Annotated in this window: 14 protein-coding genes; all 14 read left to right on the forward strand. The window is 68.2% G+C overall.

All coding sequences use genetic code 11. The features are described from left to right. The first annotated feature begins 177 nt into the window (after positions 1 to 177). Complete coding sequence (locus tag QH270_RS10330) at positions 178 to 804, forward strand: hypothetical protein (RefSeq protein WP_280340445.1); 627 nt, start codon at positions 178 to 180, stop codon at positions 802 to 804. A gap of 136 nt (positions 805 to 940) precedes the next feature. After that, positions 941 to 1,729, forward strand: coding sequence for a hypothetical protein (locus tag QH270_RS10335; RefSeq protein ID WP_280340446.1), 789 nt, complete (start codon positions 941 to 943; stop codon positions 1,727 to 1,729). 81 nt (positions 1,730 to 1,810) lie between these two features. Further along, a complete protein-coding gene (gene glf / locus QH270_RS10340; RefSeq protein ID WP_280340447.1) occupies positions 1,811 to 3,028 on the forward strand; it encodes a UDP-galactopyranose mutase in 1,218 nt (405 codons plus the stop codon). Then, positions 3,025 to 4,959, forward strand: coding sequence for a glycosyltransferase (locus tag QH270_RS10345; protein ID WP_280340449.1), 1,935 nt, complete (start codon positions 3,025 to 3,027; stop codon positions 4,957 to 4,959). The genes glf and QH270_RS10345 overlap by 4 nt, the downstream gene beginning before the upstream one ends. A gap of 89 nt (positions 4,960 to 5,048) precedes the next feature. Beyond that, on the forward strand, positions 5,049 to 5,561 hold the full coding sequence (locus QH270_RS10350; RefSeq protein WP_110038301.1) for a phosphatase PAP2 family protein: 513 nt from the start codon (positions 5,049 to 5,051) through the stop codon (positions 5,559 to 5,561). A 26-nt stretch (positions 5,562 to 5,587) separates the two neighbouring features. Next, positions 5,588 to 6,520: a decaprenyl-phosphate phosphoribosyltransferase gene (locus QH270_RS10355; RefSeq protein ID WP_110038075.1), complete on the forward strand. Its 933-nt coding sequence runs from the start codon at positions 5,588 to 5,590 to the stop codon at positions 6,518 to 6,520. Further along, positions 6,498 to 8,423, forward strand: coding sequence for a flagellar motor control protein ZomB (gene zomB / locus QH270_RS10360; protein ID WP_432420333.1), 1,926 nt, complete (start codon positions 6,498 to 6,500; stop codon positions 8,421 to 8,423). Before QH270_RS10355 ends, zomB begins: the two co-directional genes overlap by 23 nt. Positions 8,424 to 8,664: 241 nt before the next feature. Then, on the forward strand, positions 8,665 to 9,735 hold the full coding sequence (locus QH270_RS10365; RefSeq protein ID WP_280340452.1) for an alpha/beta hydrolase: 1,071 nt from the start codon (positions 8,665 to 8,667) through the stop codon (positions 9,733 to 9,735). A 377-nt stretch (positions 9,736 to 10,112) separates the two neighbouring features. Continuing rightward, positions 10,113 to 11,168, forward strand: coding sequence for an alpha/beta hydrolase (locus QH270_RS10370; RefSeq protein WP_280340454.1), 1,056 nt, complete (start codon positions 10,113 to 10,115; stop codon positions 11,166 to 11,168). Positions 11,169 to 11,392: 224 nt separating this feature from the next. After that, positions 11,393 to 12,427: an alpha/beta hydrolase gene (locus QH270_RS10375; RefSeq protein ID WP_280340456.1), complete on the forward strand. Its 1,035-nt coding sequence runs from the start codon at positions 11,393 to 11,395 to the stop codon at positions 12,425 to 12,427. A gap of 164 nt (positions 12,428 to 12,591) precedes the next feature. Next, the gene (locus QH270_RS10380; protein WP_280340469.1) at positions 12,592 to 14,430 is read left to right on the forward strand and encodes an alpha/beta hydrolase-fold protein; all 1,839 of its coding nucleotides are present in this window, start codon (positions 12,592 to 12,594) and stop codon (positions 14,428 to 14,430) included. 108 nt (positions 14,431 to 14,538) lie between these two features. Further along, on the forward strand, positions 14,539 to 15,033 hold the full coding sequence (locus QH270_RS10385) for a DUF732 domain-containing protein (RefSeq protein WP_280340457.1): 495 nt from the start codon (positions 14,539 to 14,541) through the stop codon (positions 15,031 to 15,033). Further along, positions 15,033 to 16,019 carry a cutinase family protein gene (locus QH270_RS10390; RefSeq protein WP_280340458.1) on the forward strand — a complete coding sequence of 329 codons (987 nt, stop codon included), beginning with the start codon at positions 15,033 to 15,035 and terminating at the stop codon, positions 16,017 to 16,019. Before QH270_RS10385 ends, QH270_RS10390 begins: the two co-directional genes overlap by 1 nt. Before the next feature lie 207 nt (positions 16,020 to 16,226). Continuing rightward, entirely contained in the window at positions 16,227 to 17,246 is a 1,020-nt protein-coding gene (locus QH270_RS10395; protein WP_110038304.1) for an LLM class F420-dependent oxidoreductase, read from the forward strand. The last annotated feature ends 151 nt before the right edge of the window (positions 17,247 to 17,397 follow it).

Genomic DNA, 17,397 nt, shown 5'->3' on the forward strand with positions numbered 1-17,397 from the left:
CGTCAACCACCGCTGGGCGGCCGCCCGCGCCGCGCCCGCCCCCGGCGCTCTCGCGCGGCTTCCCGCGGTGCGGCCCGGGCCGGCCGCGTACACGACCGGCCGTCCGGACTCGTCGACCGTATAGTTTCCGCGACGGCGAGCCGCAGCTCACGACACGTTTTCTCGAGGGGGATTCCGATGGGTTATCCGTATGGACCGCAGGGCAACGACCCCTACGGTCAGCCGCAGCCGGGCTATGCCGATCCGTACGCGCAGCAGGGTTACGGTGCTCCGGCCTACGGTGCCCAGCCGTATCCGGCGCCGGGCTACGAATATGGTTACGGCGCACCGGGTTACGCGCAGCCGCGAGTCAGTGGTGCGACCGGCATCATCGCCGCCGTGTTCGCATTGCTCGTCGCACTCTTCGCCATGATCGGCATAGCGGCCGGAGCGATCATCGCGCTGAGTTCCAGCTCCATCGACGATGAGAGCCGCAACATCGCGATCGGAGTCTCCGCGATCGGCGCGGTGCCCGCGCTGCTGTGGTTCCTCGGCTCGATCCTGCTGTTCCGTCGCAAGACCGCCGGTCGAGTGATCCTGATCATCATGTCGACGCTCGTCCTCGTCGTTATGGGCGCGGGGGTCGCGGTCGGCATCGCTGCCGGCGGTGACGGTAGTGAAGACCCCGCCGCCGCCATCCTCGGCGCCGTGGTCATCGGCGCCATCCCCCTCCTCATCCTGCTCTGCGCCGCAGCCCCCGCCACCGGCCGCTGGATCCGCGCCGCCCGCCAGCCCGCGTACGACCCGTACCCGTACCCGTACTGAAGACGCGAGCGCGAGGGGCAACGACATGAGTAATCCATCTGCTTATGATCCGAGGGTGGCCGCGGCTGTCTCGCCCGGAGGTGAACCGGCGCCGTCGACCGTGTTCTCCGGTCACAGCGATCCGAGGTTCGCCGGGGTGGGCGCGAATCAGCAGATTCCATCGGTGCCGACAGCCGGCGGTCTGGTCAGCCCGCCGCCGGCGGGGTACATGCCGGGCCCGCATGGCATCGCTCCCGGGCAAGCCGGTGGCGAATGGTGGCAGGTGCCGATGGTGGGCGAGACACAGATGCCCGCTCGTCAGGTGCCCGGCTTTGGGCGGCGGGATGCGGCGGCTGGGCCGGGGCACCTCGGAGCCCGACCACCGATGGCGAGACGCGTTGCTTTGCCCGTGTTCGCACGTCGGGCGGCGATCGTGCTCGCCGTGGTGCTCGCCGGGTTCGCGGTCGGCGCGTCGGCCGGCGGGTTCGAGGCGATAGAGATCATCGGTCCCGAATACCCGGACGATTCCCGCCGAGTCCTGGCCATGACGCTGGCGCACCTGGTCGCCGGGCTGTTCTGGGTGGTCGCCGCGCTGCTGCTCGCGATGCGGGTGAGGGCGGGACGGGTGGCGTCCGGAGTCCTCGCGGCTGGCTATCTCGCGTTGAACGTGCTCGGGCGGGATTCGCTGTTCACCATCATGTTCAACAGCGTCATCATCAGCGCGGGATGGGGTGACAGTCCGCTCTTCGGCGACGACCCTGGGACCCGGCTCGCCGCGGTTGGGGCCGTGCTGGCCGCGCTCATGCTCGTTCTCGTGCTGATTTCACGGCTCATCACCCGCGGACAGAACCACCCGCCTGGCCCGGCGCCCATCGGCTACGGGCACCACGGTCACGTCGACGGTCGACCCGGCCCCGCGACACCCCCGTACCACCCCTACCGCTGACCCGGCGGCATCGTCGCAGGTCATAGCTCGGTCGGTGACTCCGCCGGGACAATCGACAGTCTTCCGATACGCTGGGCACCCGTGACCGTCGCATCGTCCCCGGGTAACTCCGATAATTCTCCGTACGACCTGATCGTGGTCGGCTCCGGCTTCTTCGGCCTGACCGTCGCCGAGCGCGCCGCGAACCTGCTGGGCAAGCGGGTGCTGGTGCTCGACCGCCGCTACCACCTCGGTGGCAACGCCTACTCGGAGCCGGAACCGGAAACCGGTATCGAGATCCACAAGTACGGCGCGCACCTGTTCCACACCTCGAACAAGAAGGTGTGGGACTACGTCACCCAGTTCACCGAGTTCACCGGCTATCAGCACCGGGTGTTCGCGCTGCACAAGGGGCAGGCCTACCAGTTCCCGATGGGGCTGGGCCTGATCTCGCAGTTCTTCGGCCGGTACTTCACCCCCGACGAGGCCAAGGCGCTCATCGCCGAGCAGGCCGCCGAGGTGCAGACCGCCGACGCGCAGAACCTCGAGGAGAAGGCGATCTCGCTGATCGGCCGCCCGCTCTACGAGGCGTTCGTGCGCGACTACACCGCCAAGCAGTGGCAGACCGACCCGAAGGAACTGCCCGCGGGCAACATCACCCGGCTGCCGGTGCGCTACACCTTCGACAACCGCTACTTCAACGACACCTACGAGGGCCTGCCCAAGGAGGGGTACACGAAGTGGCTGGAGAACATGGCCGCCTCCGAGCTCATCGACGTGCGCCTGAACACCGACTGGTTCGACGTGCGTGACGAGATCCGCGCCGCCAGCCCGGACGCGCCGGTGGTGTACACCGGTCCGCTGGACCGCTACTTCGACTACGCCGAGGGCGAACTCGGCTGGCGCACCATCGATTTCGAGACCGAGGTGCTCGAGACCGGTGATTTCCAGGGCACCAGCGTGATGAACTACAACGACGCCGACGCGCCGTACACCCGCATCATCGAGCCGCGCCACTTCCACCCCGAGCGCGACTACCCGACCGACAAGACGGTCATCATGCGCGAGTTCTCCCGCTTCGCGCAGACCGGCGACGAGCCGTACTACCCGATCAACACCCCCGAGGACCGCTCCAAGCTGCTGGCCTACCGCGAGCTGGCGAAGAAGGAGACCGCGGAGTCGAAGGTCCTGTTCGGCGGACGTCTCGGCACCTACCAGTACCTGGACATGCACATGGCGATCGGTTCGGCGCTGAGCATGTTCGAGAACGTGCTGCGTCCGCATCTGGAATCCGGGGAGGCCCTGGTGGACGAGGCATGAGTGCGCAGCCGGTGCTCGACGACGTGACGACCGAGACCCGCGCCATCTCGCTGCTGCAGCGCGTCATCCTGCCGCGCCCGGGCGAGCCGCTGGATGTGCGGACCCTCTACCTGGAGGAATCCACCACCAACGCGCGCCGCGCGCACGCCACCAGCCGCACCGCGCTGTCCATCGGCGCGGAGTCGGAGGTGTCGTTCTGCACCTACTTCAACGCGCTGCCCGCCAGCTACTGGCGGCGCTGGAGCGTGCTGAACTCGGTGGTGCTGCGGCTGGAGCTGGCGGGCCACGGCCGCGTCGACGTCTACCGTTCCAAGGCCGACGGTTCGCGAATTCATGTGCAGGGCAAGGAATTCGCCGTCGCGCAGGGTGCCGAGTCGGTGACCGTGGAGTTCGAGACCGATCTCGGTCCGTTCGAGGACGGCGGCTGGATCTGGTTCGACATCACCACCGACACGGCGGTCACCCTGCTGGCCGGTGGCTGGTACGCGCCGCAGGTGGCGCCGGGCACCGGCAGCATCGCGGTCGGCATGCCGACGTTCAACCGCCCGACCGACCTGGTCGCCACGCTGGCCGCGCTCGGCTCCGATCCGCTGGTCCTGGACAACATCGCCGCGGTCATCGTGGCCGATCAGGGCAACCGCAAGGTCGTCGACGAGCCCGGCTTCACCGAGGCCGCCGCGACGCTCGGCAACCGGCTCTCCATCCATGACCAGCCCAACCTCGGCGGTTCCGGCGGCTACAGCCGGGTCATGTATGAAGCGCTGAAGACCGACGCCGAGTTCATCGTCTACATGGACGACGACATCGAGATCGAGCCCGACTCGATCCTGCGCGCGCTCGCGTTCTCGCGCTTCGCCAAGTCGCCGCTGCTGGTCGGCGGGCAGATGCTGAACCTGCAGGAGCGTTCGCACCTGCACAGCATGGGCGAGGTCGTCGATCGCGGGATCTTCATGTGGTCCTCGGCGCCGAACGTCGAGTACGACCACGACTTCTCGAAGTACCCGCTCAAGGACCGCGACAACTCCAAGCTGCTGCACCGGCGCATCGACGTCGACTTCAACGGCTGGTGGACCTGCGTGATCCCGCGCCAGGTGGCCGAGCAGATCGGTCAGCCGCTGCCGCTGTTCCTCAAGTGGGACGACGTCGAATACGGTCTGCGCGCCCGCGATGCCGGCTACCCGACCATCACGCTGCCCGGCGCGGCCGTATGGCACATGGCCTGGTCCGACAAGGACGACGCCATCGACTGGCAGGCCTACTTCCACCTGCGCAACCGCCTGGTCGTGGCGTCGCTGCACCTGCCCGGTGACGGCAAGCCGATGATCGTGAACACGGTCAAGGCCACACTCAAGCACCTGCTGTGCCTCGAGTACTCGACGGTCGCCATCCAGAACGAGGCCATCCGCGACTTCCTGGCCGGGCCGGAGGGCCTGTTCGACCTGCTGCCGAGCGCGCTGGGCAAGATCCACGCGATGCGCAAGGAGTACCCGGACGCGGTGGTGCTGCCGTCCTCGACGGAGCTGCCGCTGGCCAACCGCCACGGCGTCGGCGCGACCGGCGAGCCGGGCAATCCGATCGCGAAGGTCGCGCGCCTGGCCAAGGGCGTGGTGCACAACTTCCGCAAGGCCGACCCGGCCGCGCACGAGACACCGCAGCTCAATGTGCCGACGCTGGACGCGCGCTGGTTCCTGCTGTCCCAGGTCGACGGTGTCACCGTGACGACCGCCGACGGGCGCGGCGTGGTCTACCGCAAGCGCGACCCGCGCAAGGCGGCCGCGCTGCTCAAGGAAGCGATGCGGCTGCGCAAGGAACTCACCGCCCGCTTCCCGGAGATGCAGCAGCGCTACCGGGCCGCGCACGCCGAGCTGACCAGCACGGCCGCGTGGGAGAAGACCTTCGGCCTCAGCCAGAACGGAACCGAGAAGAAGTGAACGCGATCAACCCGGAACTGCCCGAGCTGGAGCTGGCCGAGGAAGGCTGCGGCGGCGAGTGCGCCTGCGCGTGCGGCGAGGGCGAGTACATCGACGTGCCGCTCGAGGTCGGCATCATCAACACCGTGCAGACCACCATCGGCACCAACCCGGCCGTTGTGTCGGCCGCGCGCGGCATGTCGCACTTCGGTGAGCACGCGCTGGGCTGGGTCGGTATCGCGGCCGCGGGCTGGCTGGTCGACAAGCCGCGCCGCAGGCAGTGGGCCGGAGTCGCGGTCGGCGCCGTCGGCGCGCACGCCGCGTCGATCGTGATCAAGCGGATCGTGCGGCGCCCGCGCCCGAACAGTCCCGCGGTGCAGGTCAACGTGTCGACGCCGAGCAAACTGAGCTTCCCGTCCTCGCACGCCACCTCGACCACGGCGGCTGCGGTGTTGCTCGGTAGGTTGACCGGGCTACCCTTGCCTGCGGTGCTCGTACCGCCGATGCTTCTGTCCCGGGTCGTGCTCGGGGTGCATTACCCTTCCGACGTGCTCGCCGGTTCCGCATTGGGGGCCGCGTCGGCTGCCGCAGTGCTAGCCGCCGAGAAGAGACTCCGACAGTGACCGCTACCGAAAGATCCCTGGCTGAGATGAGCGAAGAACCGTCCGCCGCCGTCCTCGACGAAGGTGTTGTGAAGGGCCCGCCGAAGACCCTGGTCGGTGGCGTCATCAAGGCCATGCGCCCGCGTCAGTGGGTGAAGAACGTCCTGGTGCTCGCCGCGCCGCTGGCCGTCGGCCCCGAAGCGGTCGGCGACGCCGGCGTGCTCGCGCACGTCGCGATCGCGTTCGTCGTGTTCTGCATGGCGGCCTCCGGCATCTACCTGGTCAACGACTCGCTCGATGTCGAGGCCGACCGGGCGCACCCGACCAAACGGTTCCGGCCGATCGCGGCGGGTGTCGTCCCGGTCAACCTGGCTTACGCGCTGGCCGGTCTGCTGCTCGTCGGCTCGATCGCCGGTTCGTTCCTGGCGTCCTGGCATCTGGCCGTGGTGATGGCGATCTACATCGGCATCCAGCTGGCCTACTGCCTCGGCCTCAAGCACCAGGCCGTGCTCGACATCTGCATCGTGTCCTCGGGCTTCCTGCTGCGCGCCGTCGCCGGTGGCGCGGCCGCCGACATCGCGCTGTCGCAGTGGTTCCTGCTGATCATGGCGTTCGGTTCGCTGTTCATGGCGGCGGGCAAGCGCTACGCCGAACTGCAGATCGCGCTGGAGACCGGCGCGAAGATCCGCAAGTCGCTGCAGTACTACACGCCGACCTACCTGCGCTTCATCTGGACACTCGCGGCCACCGCGGTCGTCATCTTCTACGGCCTCTGGGCGTTCCAGCAGGACGAGCTGCGTGACACCCAGTGGTATTCGATCTCCATGATCCCGTTTACCATCGCAATCCTGCGTTACGCGGTCGACGTCGACGGTGGCGAGGCCGGTGAACCCGAAGAGATCGCGCTGGGGGACCGCATCCTGCAGTTCCTCGCTATTGCCTGGATCGGAGCGGTAGGTGTCGCTGTCTATCTCACCTGACGAGATCGTGGTAGCGGAGCAGGAGACAACCGAAGACGAGCGGCTACGCGGGCAGACGACGCGTGTGCCCGCGCGTCGGGCTGTTCTGTCCCGCGCCACTTTCGTCGGTGGGATCGTGCTCACCGTCGTGCTGTTCGCGGTGGGCGCGTGGCAGCGGCGCTGGATCGCCGACGACGGCCTGATCGTGCTGCGCACGGTGCGCAACCTGCTCGCGGGCAACGGCCCTGTCTTCAACATGGACGAGCGGGTGGAGACCAACACCAGCACGGCGTGGACCTACATCGTCTGGTTCTTCAGCTGGCTCACCCAGGCCAGGCTCGAGTACGTGGTGCTCGGTGTCGCCCTCACGGTGTCGCTGCTGGCGATGGTCTTCGCCATGCTCGGCACCGCCCGCCTGTGGGGCGGGACGACGGGTCAGCTGCTGATCCCGGCCGGTGCGCTTGTCTACATCGCGCTTCCGCCTGCCCGCGACTACGCGACCTCCGGGCTGGAGAGCGGGCTGGTCATCTGCTGGGTCGGGCTGCTGTGGTGGCTGATGATCCGGTGGAGCCAGGCAGCCGTTGTCCGGGTGCCAGGTCTGCTCGGCCTCGTCTTCCTCGCCGGTCTCGCACCGCTGATCCGGCCGGAGGCCTCGCTGATCGGCGTGGCCGCGCTCGGCATGATCTTCCTGGCCCCGATGCCGGCGTTCCGGTTCGGTCCGATCGCGCTGCGCGCGCTGATCGTCGCCGTGGCCGGGATCGTGCCGGTGGCCTACCAGATCTGGCGGATGGGCTACTACGGCCTGCCCTACCCGAACACGGCGGTCGCCAAGGACGCGGGCGGCGCCAAGTGGGGCCAGGGCATGAAGTACTTCTGGGACCTGGTCGGCCCGTACTACCTGTGGATTCCGCTGCTCGTGCTGCTGGTGGCCGGTGTGGTCACCGCGGTGGCGCGCGGGGTCGCGGTGCGGCCGACCTGGTCGGTGGCGGGGATCAGGGCTTGGCTGCGCTCGCCGAGCGCGGTCGTGGTCATGGTGCTCGGCAGCGGCCTGCTGCTGACCGTCTACGCGATTCGCGTCGGCGGCGACTTCATGCACGGCCGGATGCTGCTGACCCAGCTGTTCCTGTTGTTGCTGCCGGTGGCCGTCGTGCCGATCCGTCTGCGGGCGTTCACCCCCCGTGACTGGTCGACCGCGGTCGTGCTGGTCGCGCTGCTCGGCACCGCGGGCTGGTCGCTGTACGCGGCGGGCACCACCGCGATCAAGACCGGCACGAAGATCAGTTCGTCGGGGATCGTCGACGAGCGCGTCTACTACGTGCTCAACACCGGCAAGGACCATCCGATCCTGGCCGAGGACTACCTCGACTACCCACGCATGCGGGCGATGGTCCGCGACATCGCGAACAACCCCAACGGTGGCCTGCTGCTCAACTCGCCCTCGTTCACGATGTGGTACCTCGATCCGCCGCCGCAGCCGATCCCCGAGGGCGGCTCCGGGCACACGGTGTACTTCCTGAATCTGGGCATGACCAGCATGAACGTCCCGCTGGACGTGCGCGTCATCGATCCGATGGGCCTGGCCTACCCGCTGGCCGCGCACTCGGACCGGCTCGCCGACGGGCGCATCGGCCACGACAAGGCGCTGTACCCGGACTGGGTCGTCGTCGACTCGGGCATGGTCGACATCCACCCGTGGATGCCCTGGTACATGGACGAGGAATGGGTCACCCAGGCGCGCACGGCGATGTCGTGCCCGCAGACCCAGGCGCTGATGATCTCGGTGCGCGAGCCGCTCACCTTCGACCGGTTCAAGCACAACCTGCGCAACGCGCTGAACTTCGCGAAGTACCGGATCGACCGGGTGCCGAAGTACGAGATCCAGCGGTGCGGTCTGGTCGACCCGTTCCCCGAGCCGCCGCGCTGATTCGCACCCTGTGTCACACTGGGCCCACGAGTACCCCGTGGGCCCAGTGATTACACCTCTGGCCAGGATTTTCTCAGTGGCGTTCGCCGCTAAATCACTTTTCGGTAACGCCAGGCTATCGATGTCACGATATGGTCATCGAGAGGAACGGCCCGTCGGCGCACTGGTGTGCCGGTAGTAAGTCGGCGGTCATTTGCAACCGCGGTTCGCGCGAGCCGCACGAGGAAAGGCCCAAAACAGAATGCGTGGCGGACGTCTCAGAGCCCGGGGAGCCGGCTGGCTCAAGCGATCGGTGCTGCTCTCCCTGGCCGTAGTGCTCCCGATCGGTGCGGCGGTGGCAGGTCCCACCGGCACCGCGTCGGCGGCCTTCGACCCCAGTGGTTTCGACTTCTGGGTCGACTCCGAGATGGGCCCGATCAAGTCGCGGATCTTCCGCGCCGCGGACGGCAACACCGGCCGGGTCGTGTACGCGCTCGACGGCATGCGGGCCCGCGACGATCTGAGCGGCTGGGAGATCGACACCAACGTCGCCCGCGCGCTCACCGCCGCCAACATCAACGTCGTGATGCCGGTGGGCGGCCAGTCCAGCTTCTATGCCGACTGGAACGCGCCGAGCAACTTCTTCGGCCTCGACGCCGGTTCGGGCGGCAGCTCGACCGGTTCGGCGGCCACGGGTTCGGCGATGACGGGTTCGTCGATCGCGCCCGCGCAGGTGGCGGGCAAGAAGAACACCTACAAGTGGGAAACCTTCCTCACTCAGCATCTGCGCAACGCGCTGTCGAGCCGCCTGGGCTTCAACCCCAACAACAACGGCGTGTTCGGCCTGTCGATGGGTGGCTCTGCCGCGCTGACGCTGGCCGCCTACCACCCGGACCAGTTCAGCTTCGCCGGGTCGTTCTCGGGCTACCTGAACATCTCGGCGCCGGGCATGCGTGAAGCGATGCGCGTCGCGATGGTGTCGGCCGGTGGCTTCAACATCGACGCGATGGCGCCGCCGTGGGGCCCGCAGTGGCTGCGGATGGATCCGTTCGTGTTCGCGCCGCGCCTGGTCGGCAACGGCACCCGCGTGTGGGTCTCGGCCGCCAGCGGTATCCCGGGCGCCGGTGACGTGTCCAACCCGATGGAGGTCGTCCAGGGCGTGCCGCTGGAGCTGCTCGCGATGGTCAACAGCCGGGCCTTCCAGGTCCGCATGGCCACCCTCGGCGGCGGCAACGCGCACTTCGACTTCCCGATCACCGGCGTGCACAACTGGCGCAACTGGGAGACCGAAGTCAACCGGATGATTCCGGACCTGTCGGCCAATATCGGCTGATATTTCGGCGGCTGGCGCCGCGGGGTTTCGGCCTCGTGACCCCGGCTCCGCGAAGCGATTCTGCGCCTGCGGCGTTCCGTCTCGCTCCGCGGAGCCGGGGCGGCCGAAACCGTGGTGGTAGCGAATGGCCGTTCGGTGCGTTTTTGCACCGGGCGGCCATTCGTGCGTTTTCGTCACGATCCGACAGAGGACCGGTGACGAATCACCGGTGGCAGGTCACCGTGAGTTGTGCTCCGGGTCACTTTCCAGCAACATGTAGGCATTCGCCGCGATTGATACAGAGAGAGCATGCGTCGAGGTGATCGACGTCCGATGAGGGATCCGACCGTGTAGCTCGGGGTTTGCGCAGTCGGTCTGCCGAGAAAGGTCTAGTCGAAATGCGAACACTGCGCCCGAAGCGCGTGAAGACCGTAGCCCCGCGTTCCTGGGCGCGTCGCCTGGCAGCCGGGATCTCCATGGCCCTGCTGGTTCCGATCGGAACTGTCGTCGCGGGCGGCACCGCCCCCGCCTCCGCCGGTTTCAACCCCGCCGCGTTCGACTTCTGGGTCGACTCGGGCATGGGCCCGATCAAGTCGCGCATTCTGCGCGCGGCCGACGGCAACACCAACCGTGTCGTCTATGTCCTCGACGGCATGCGCGCGCCGGAGCATCTCAACGGCTGGGAGATCGAAACGGATATCCCGAACGCGCTCGCCAGGGCGAATATCAACGTGGTGATGCCGGTCGGCGGTATGTCGAGCTTCTACGCCGACTGGAACTCGCCGAGTGAATTCTTCGGTATTCCCGGCAGCGGCGCGCCCGCCTCCGGCTCCGGCGCGGGCAACGCCCTCTCCGGCGGCCCCGGCAAGAGCTATCGCTACCAGTGGGAATCCTTCCTCACCAACGACCTGCGCAACGCGCTGGCCGACCGCCTCGGGTTCAACCGCTACCGCAACGGCGTGTTCGGCCTCTCGATGGGCGGCTCGGCGGCGCTCACGCTGTCGGCCTACCACCCGGACCAGTTCTCCTTCGCCGGCGCGTTCTCGGGTTACCTGAACATCTCCGCGCCCGGCATGCGCGAGGCCATCCGCATCGCGATGCTCGACGCGGGCGGCTACAACGTGGACTCCATGGCCCCGCCGTGGGGCCCGCAGTGGCTGCGGATGGACCCGTTCGTGTTCGCCCCGAACCTGGTGGGCAACAACACCAGGCTGTGGATCGCGGCCGCGTCGGGCCTGCCGACCAACACCGACGGGCCGAGCATGGGCACCGTCAACGGCATGGCGCTGGAAGCGCTCGCGCTGGCCAACACCCGCGCCTTCGAGGTGCGGATGGCCACGCTCGGCGCGCGCAACGTCCACTACTCGTACCCGGCCTACGGCATCCACGCCTGGAACAACTGGAATGACGAGGCGCTGCGCATGATCCCGGATTTGTCGAACAACATCGGTTAGCCCACACCACAACGACCGCCCGGCGCATTCGTGCGCCGGACGTTTGTTTTCCGGTGCGAGTTCCGTTGCCCTTGCAAGTAATTCGCGGGTCGAATATCCTCCAGCGAGCGAAAGTGTGACCAGATCGTTGTTTCACCTGTCTGATCGGCCGGACTGTCGGGATCCGGGCGATGTCCCTGGGCGGGTCTGGCACGCCACAACAGCAGAAAGAGAGCGGAATTCACATGCGTTTCGGCAAGGCCGCCGCGCCGAAGGGTGACCAGCCGGGCACGTCCCGGGGCATTGCACCTCGAGGTTGGCGTCATCGAATTCTAGCTGTCGGCGCCGCAGCACTCGTGCTGCCGATCGCCGCGGGGGCGGCCCCGACGGCGTTCGCCGCCCCGGTGTCCGCGCCGGCGCTGCGGGCCCCGGCCGGTGGCTACGAAGAGCTCATGGTTCCGTCGAAGATGGGCCCGGTCAAGGTCCAGGTGCAGTGGGCGCGCAACGGTGGCAACGCCGCGCTCTACCTGCTCGACGGCCTGCGGGCCCGCGACGACCGCAACGCCTGGTCCTTCGAGACCAACGCGATGCAGCAGTTCGCCAACGACAACGTCACCCTGGTGATGCCGGTCGGTGGCCAGTCCAGCTGGTACGCCGACTGGACCGCCGCCTCCAACACCAACGGCCAGAAGACCACCTACAAGTGGGAGACCTTCCTGACCGAGGAGCTGCCCGCCTTCCTCGAGGGCTACGGCGTCTCCCGCAAGAACAACGCGGTGCTCGGCCTGTCGATGAGTGGTCCGGCCGCGCTGCGCCTGGCCGCCCTGCACCGCGACCAGTTCAAGCACGCCTCCTCGCTCTCGGGCCCGCTCAACTGGGGCGCTCCGGGCATGCGTGAGGCCATCCGCGTGATGATGCTCGACGCGGGCCGCTTCAACGTCGACTCCATGGCCGCTCCGTGGAGCCCGGCGTGGCTGCGGATGGACCCGATGGTCTTCGCGCCCGAGCTGCGTGGTCTGCCGATGTTCATCTCCACGGCCAACGGCCTGCCCGGTCAGCACGACCGTCCGGCCGGCCTCGGCGGCCTCTACAACACCGCCAACGCCATGGGCATCGAGGCCATCTCGATGGTGAGCACCTTCTCGTTCCGCAACCGCCTGAACTCGCTCGGCATCAACGCCGTCTACGACTTCCCGGCCAGCGGCACGCACTCCTGGAAGTACTGGGAAGACGAGCTGTGGAAGGCCCGTCCGCACATCCTCGGTGCGCTGGGCGCCTGATAGTTTCCGCTCAGCAACGCTGACAAGACCGGTTCACCCGCAGGGTGAGCCGGTCTTTTTGCTGTGCGCGGCTCTCGCGTGTCTTCCCCGGTTATCGGCGGGTACTGCGGTACAACCAACGATGAGGCAAGGCCGTGGATGGGGGATGAGGAGGGTCGCGCGTGATGAAACATCGTGTCTCGGTTCATCGTGTTTCCGCGCCGATGCGGCGGATCCTCGGCATCGCGGCCATGGCCGCGGCCCTGTTGGCGCCCGCCGTCGCCGTGCCGGCCGAGACTCAGGCCCAGGTCGGTGTGGCCGGCGTGCAGCGGGTGGAATGGCTCTCCGATCGCCGGGTGGCGCTGTGGGTGTTCTCGCCCGCGATGAACACCCCGATCCAGGTGCAGATGCTGCTGGCGCGTGACTGGAATGCCAAGCCCGAGGCCAAGTTCCCGATGCTGCTGATGCTCGACGGCCTGCGCGCCCAGGACGACGAGAACGGCTGGACCAAGGACGCCGACGCCGAGGTCTTCTACGGCGACAAGAACGTGAACGTGGTGCTCCCGGTCGGCGGCCAGTCCAGCTTCTACGCCGACTGGCTCGAGCCGTCCAACGGTCACCTCTACAAGTGGGAGACGTTCCTGACCAAGGAACTGCCCGCCGTGCTCGAACGCGACTGGCGCACCACGGATGTGCGCGGCGTCCAAGGCCTTTCGATGGGCGGTACGGCCGCGATGAACATCGCGGGCCGCAATCCGGGACTGATGAAGTACGCGGCCTCGTATTCGGGCCTGCTCACCACCACCACGCTCGGCATGCCGCAGGCGATCGAATTCGCGGTCCGCGACGCGGGCGGTTTCGATTCCGCCGCCATGTGGGGCCCGCCCGGCGGTCCGGAGTGGGCCGCGCACGATCCGTACCTGCTGGCGGACCGGTTGAAGGGCATCAGCATGTACGTCTCCAGCGGCAGCGGCCTGGCCGGCGCCAACGATCCGGCCGGTCCGGTGCCGCTGGTGAGCGGCAACTGGGCGGGGACCGGCCTGGAGATCCTGGCGCGCATGTCGACGGAGAACTTCGTCAGCAAGCTGGAGAAGCTGGCCATCCCGGTGCAGGCGAACTACCGCCCCTCCGGCATCCACACCTGGCCCTACTGGGATTTCGAGATGCGGCAGTCGTGGCCGCAGGCGGCCGCGGCGCTCGGCACCGAACCGGGTGCGCCCGCGTGTGGGCTCGGTGGCGCCATCGCCGGGGTGGCGCAGGCGGCGAACTGGCTGGGCAACTGCGTGACCGGCGAGTACCCGGTGGGTTCCGGCGTGGTGCAGGACTTCCTCAACGGCCGGGTGTTCCACTCCGCGGCGACCGGGGCGCAGGTGGTCGCCGGACGGATCGGCGGCACGTATGCCGGTGTGGGCGGGCCACTTTCGCCGCTCGGCATGCCCACCGAGGGCGAGCGGGCGCTGCCCGACGGGCGCGGCCGCATGCAGTCCTTCGAGGGCGGCGCCATCTACTGGACGCCGCAGACGGGCGCGCAGGTGGTGCGCGGGGCGTTCCTGGAGGCGTGGGGCAAGCAGGGCTTCGAGGGCGGCCCGGCCGGGTATCCCGTCGCCGCCGAGGCGAAGACGCCCAGCCGCGACGGATCGGTGCAGTCCTTCGAGCACGGCCCGATGTTCTACAGCCCCGCCACCGGCGCGCATCGGGTGCAGGGCTTCATCCTGGACAAGTACGCCGCGCTCGGTTTCGAGAACAGCCCGCTAGGTTTCCCGGTCGCCGAGGAGGCGCCGCTGAAGGATCTCGGCCGGTACAGCAGGTTCGAGGGCGGCAACATCTACTGGAGCCCGCTCTCGGGCACCTGGGCGGTGCGTAACGGTCCCGTGGCCGACGCCTGGGGCGCGCAGGGGTTCGAGAACGGCAGGCTCGGCTATCCGGTCAGTGACGAATTCCCGGTCCCCGGTGGCGTTCAGCAGAATTTTCAGACCGGGTTCATCGTGGTGAAGGGCGGCAAATCCGAAGTTCACGGGGTGTGAGCCCGGGCTGAGAACTCTCTGAGCATCGCCCTGCGGTACCCGGTGGCGCCGATTGTCCGGCTAGCCTGGTCTGCGACCGCTTCCCTGACGAACGATCGAGGAAAGACATTGCATCGGATCCCTGGCAAGGTTGCCGGATCGGTCGCGGCCCTGGCTGCCGTCGCCCTGTTGTCGGCATGTGGTGACAACGACTCCACCGCGTCGCAGACGCCGACGCTCTCGTCGAGCGCCGCGGCGGCCACGTCCTCGGCGAAGCCGACCACGACCGTCGTCACCCCGCCCTCGGCGGCCGATCCCACCACCTCGGCCGAGCTGCCCGAGCCCGCTCCCGAGGTCACCGAGCCGGTCGGCCCCACCTCCGCCAAGGACGACGCCTTCCTCGCCGAGCTGGCCAAGAACGGCATCAAGCCCGCCGATCCGACGATCGCGCTGACCACGGCCAGCTACATCTGTTCCGCGAAGTCCACCGGGGCCACCGACGCCGACATCGCCACCTTCGTCGGCGCGATGGCCGGTACCGATCCGGCCTTCGGCGAGGCCAACATGGACGTCAACAGGGCAGCGCAGGTCTACATGGCGGCCGCGAACTCGACCTACTGCTGATGAACCGGCCGACGCGACGTTCCCGCAAGCTCTGGCCCGCGGGGTGCCTGACGGTGCTGGCGCTGATCGTGCTCGCGATCATCGTCATCGTGCTGCTCTGGTACCTGTTGGCAGGGCGGTTGACCCCGCCGGGGCCCACCCCGCCTGGCCCGCCGCCACCGACGTCGCAGTCGGCCGACTGTCCCGATGTGATGCTGCTCTCGATTCCGGGCACCTGGGAGTCGTCGAGCACTGATGATCCGTACAACCCGCACGCCAACCCGATCTCGCTGATGCTCAGCGTCAGCGGGCCGTTGCGCGAGCAGTTCCCCGACGACCGGCTCGAGGTCTACACGGTGCCCTACGTGGCCCAGTTCTCGAACCCGATCGCGATCCCGCCGGACGGGCAGGCGTCCTACAACAACAGCCGTACCGAGGGCACGGCCCGTGCCACCGACATCCTGGCCCAGCGGCACAAGCAGTGCCCGCTGACGACCTACGTCCTCGCGGGCTTCTCCCAGGGCGCGGTCATCGCCGGAGACGTCGCCGCCCAGATCGGCGCGGGCAACGGTCCGGTCCCCGCCGACAAGGTGCTCGGCGTCACCGTGATCGCCGACGGCCGCCGCACCGGCGACACCGGCCCCGGTCAGCCGGTCGAGATCGGCGATCCGCCGCCGCCCGGTCAGGGCGCCGAGGTGGCGCTGCGCGGTGTCAACGTCCCTGGCATCAGCATGACCGGCGCGCGGCCCGGCGGTTTCGGCACGCTGGCGCCGAAGGTGAACTCGATCTGCGCCCCCGGCGACATGATCTGCGACGCACCGCGTCAGGCCCTCAACCCGGCCAACGCGCTGAGCAGCCTCGGCGCGCTGATCCGCTCGGCGGGCAACCCGGTGCACGCCCTCTACGCCTCCAACACCGTCGACGGCCAGGGCACCACCGCCACCCAGTGGACGGTGAACTGGGCGGCCGGGCTGATCGAGAACGCTCCTCACCCGCCACATTCCTGAGCGGCGCACGGCCGGAGTATTCACAGTCACAGCGGGTGCGTGATTGCCATGGTTCATGCCTCGCTGTGACATCCGCACTCCCATTCGCCCGCACGCTGTAAAGTGCGCTGATGATCGCGCCGTCTTCCTCCGCTACCGCGGAGTAGCGGCGGGCCCGTGTACACCGCCAAGCACGCGCAGCGTGCAACAGCCAGGAGCGATGAGTTCATGACCGAAGCTGCCGCACCCGTCGGTGAGACGACCGCGCTGGGTACGCCGCTGCGTCCGTTCCGCTTCGGAGCGGCCGGAGAGGGCAACAAGCAGGAGGGCGGGGCGCGCAAGTTCGTCCAGACCGCGCAGCAGGCCGAGGAATACGGGTACGACACCTTCTTCGTGCCCGATCATCTGGGCGACCAGATCGGCCCGATCGCCGCGCTGGGCGCGCTCACCCAGGCCACGGACAAGATCCGCCTCGGCACCTCGGTGCTGGCGAACGGTTTTCGCCATCCCGTCGTGCTGGCCAAGGACCTGGCCACCATCGACGTGCTGTCGAAGGGCCGCCTCGAGGTCGGCGTCGGCGCAGGCTGGATCAAGGAGGAGTTCGACAACGCGGGCATCCCGTTCGAGCGCCCCGGCGTTCGGCTGGAGAAGCTCGACGAGTCGCTGACGATCCTGGACACGCTGCTGCGCGGCCAGGAGTGCAACTTCGAGGGCAAGCACTACCAGGTGCGCGGCATCAAGGGCACCCCGCGGCCGCGGCAGGGCCCGCGTCCGCCGCTGTGCACCGGTGGCGGCGGCCCGAAGATGCTCGCGCTGGCGGCCAAGCACGCCGACATCGTCTCGATCGTCCCGCAGACCACCAAGAACGGTAAGGGCCTGCTGTCGGGCATCACGCTCGAGAAGACGATCGAGAAGGTCGAGATCGTCAAGGCCGCTGCCGGCGACCGTTTCGCCGACATCGAACTGAACTGGGCGATCACCGCGATCGTCATCACCGACGACCGGGAGAAGACCGCGGAGATGGCGTTGAACGCGATCGCCCGCGGCCTGCATCCGAATCTAGAGGTCGACGTGGAACTCTCCGTCGAGGAGATCTTGAATTCGCCGTACGTCGCGATCGGCACCTTCGAGGAGATCGCCGAACAGATCAAGCGTGTGCGCGAACTCACGTCGATGTCGTATGTGGGCATCTTCCCCACCCAGATGGACGCTTTCGCGCCTGTCATTCCGCTGCTGCGGGAGGACTGAGCGGGGGTTCTCTGTAACATGACTCTGGTTTGAGAACATCTAGCCGATAGCGGTCACCGCGCAGACCGCTCGAAAATCCGCAGGTTGTCACGACGCACGTAGTGCGTGTTCCGGCGACCGGTGGCGATAGCGAGTCGGGGCCTCACAGGTG

The sequence above is a fragment of the Nocardia neocaledoniensis genome (assembly GCF_029868625.1).
Classification (GTDB): domain Bacteria; phylum Actinomycetota; class Actinomycetes; order Mycobacteriales; family Mycobacteriaceae; genus Nocardia; species Nocardia neocaledoniensis_A.

Bases quoted from the DNA above. Each gene is read 5' to 3' on its own strand.
- QH270_RS10330 (WP_280340445.1), top strand. From the start codon at position 178: ATGGGTTATCCGTATGGACCGCAGGGCAACGACCCCTACGGTCAGCCG.
- QH270_RS10345 (WP_280340449.1), top strand. From the start codon at position 3,025: ATGAGTGCGCAGCCGGTGCTCGACGACGTGACGACCGAGACCCGCGCC.
- QH270_RS10355 (WP_110038075.1), top strand. From the start codon at position 5,588: ATGAGCGAAGAACCGTCCGCCGCCGTCCTCGACGAAGGTGTTGTGAAG.
- QH270_RS10365 (WP_280340452.1), top strand. From the start codon at position 8,665: ATGCGTGGCGGACGTCTCAGAGCCCGGGGAGCCGGCTGGCTCAAGCGA.
- QH270_RS10370 (WP_280340454.1), top strand. From the start codon at position 10,113: ATGCGAACACTGCGCCCGAAGCGCGTGAAGACCGTAGCCCCGCGTTCC.
- QH270_RS10375 (WP_280340456.1), top strand. From the start codon at position 11,393: ATGCGTTTCGGCAAGGCCGCCGCGCCGAAGGGTGACCAGCCGGGCACG.
- QH270_RS10380 (WP_280340469.1), top strand. From the start codon at position 12,592: ATGAAACATCGTGTCTCGGTTCATCGTGTTTCCGCGCCGATGCGGCGG.
- QH270_RS10390 (WP_280340458.1), top strand. From the start codon at position 15,033: ATGAACCGGCCGACGCGACGTTCCCGCAAGCTCTGGCCCGCGGGGTGC.
- QH270_RS10395 (WP_110038304.1), top strand. From the start codon at position 16,227: ATGACCGAAGCTGCCGCACCCGTCGGTGAGACGACCGCGCTGGGTACG.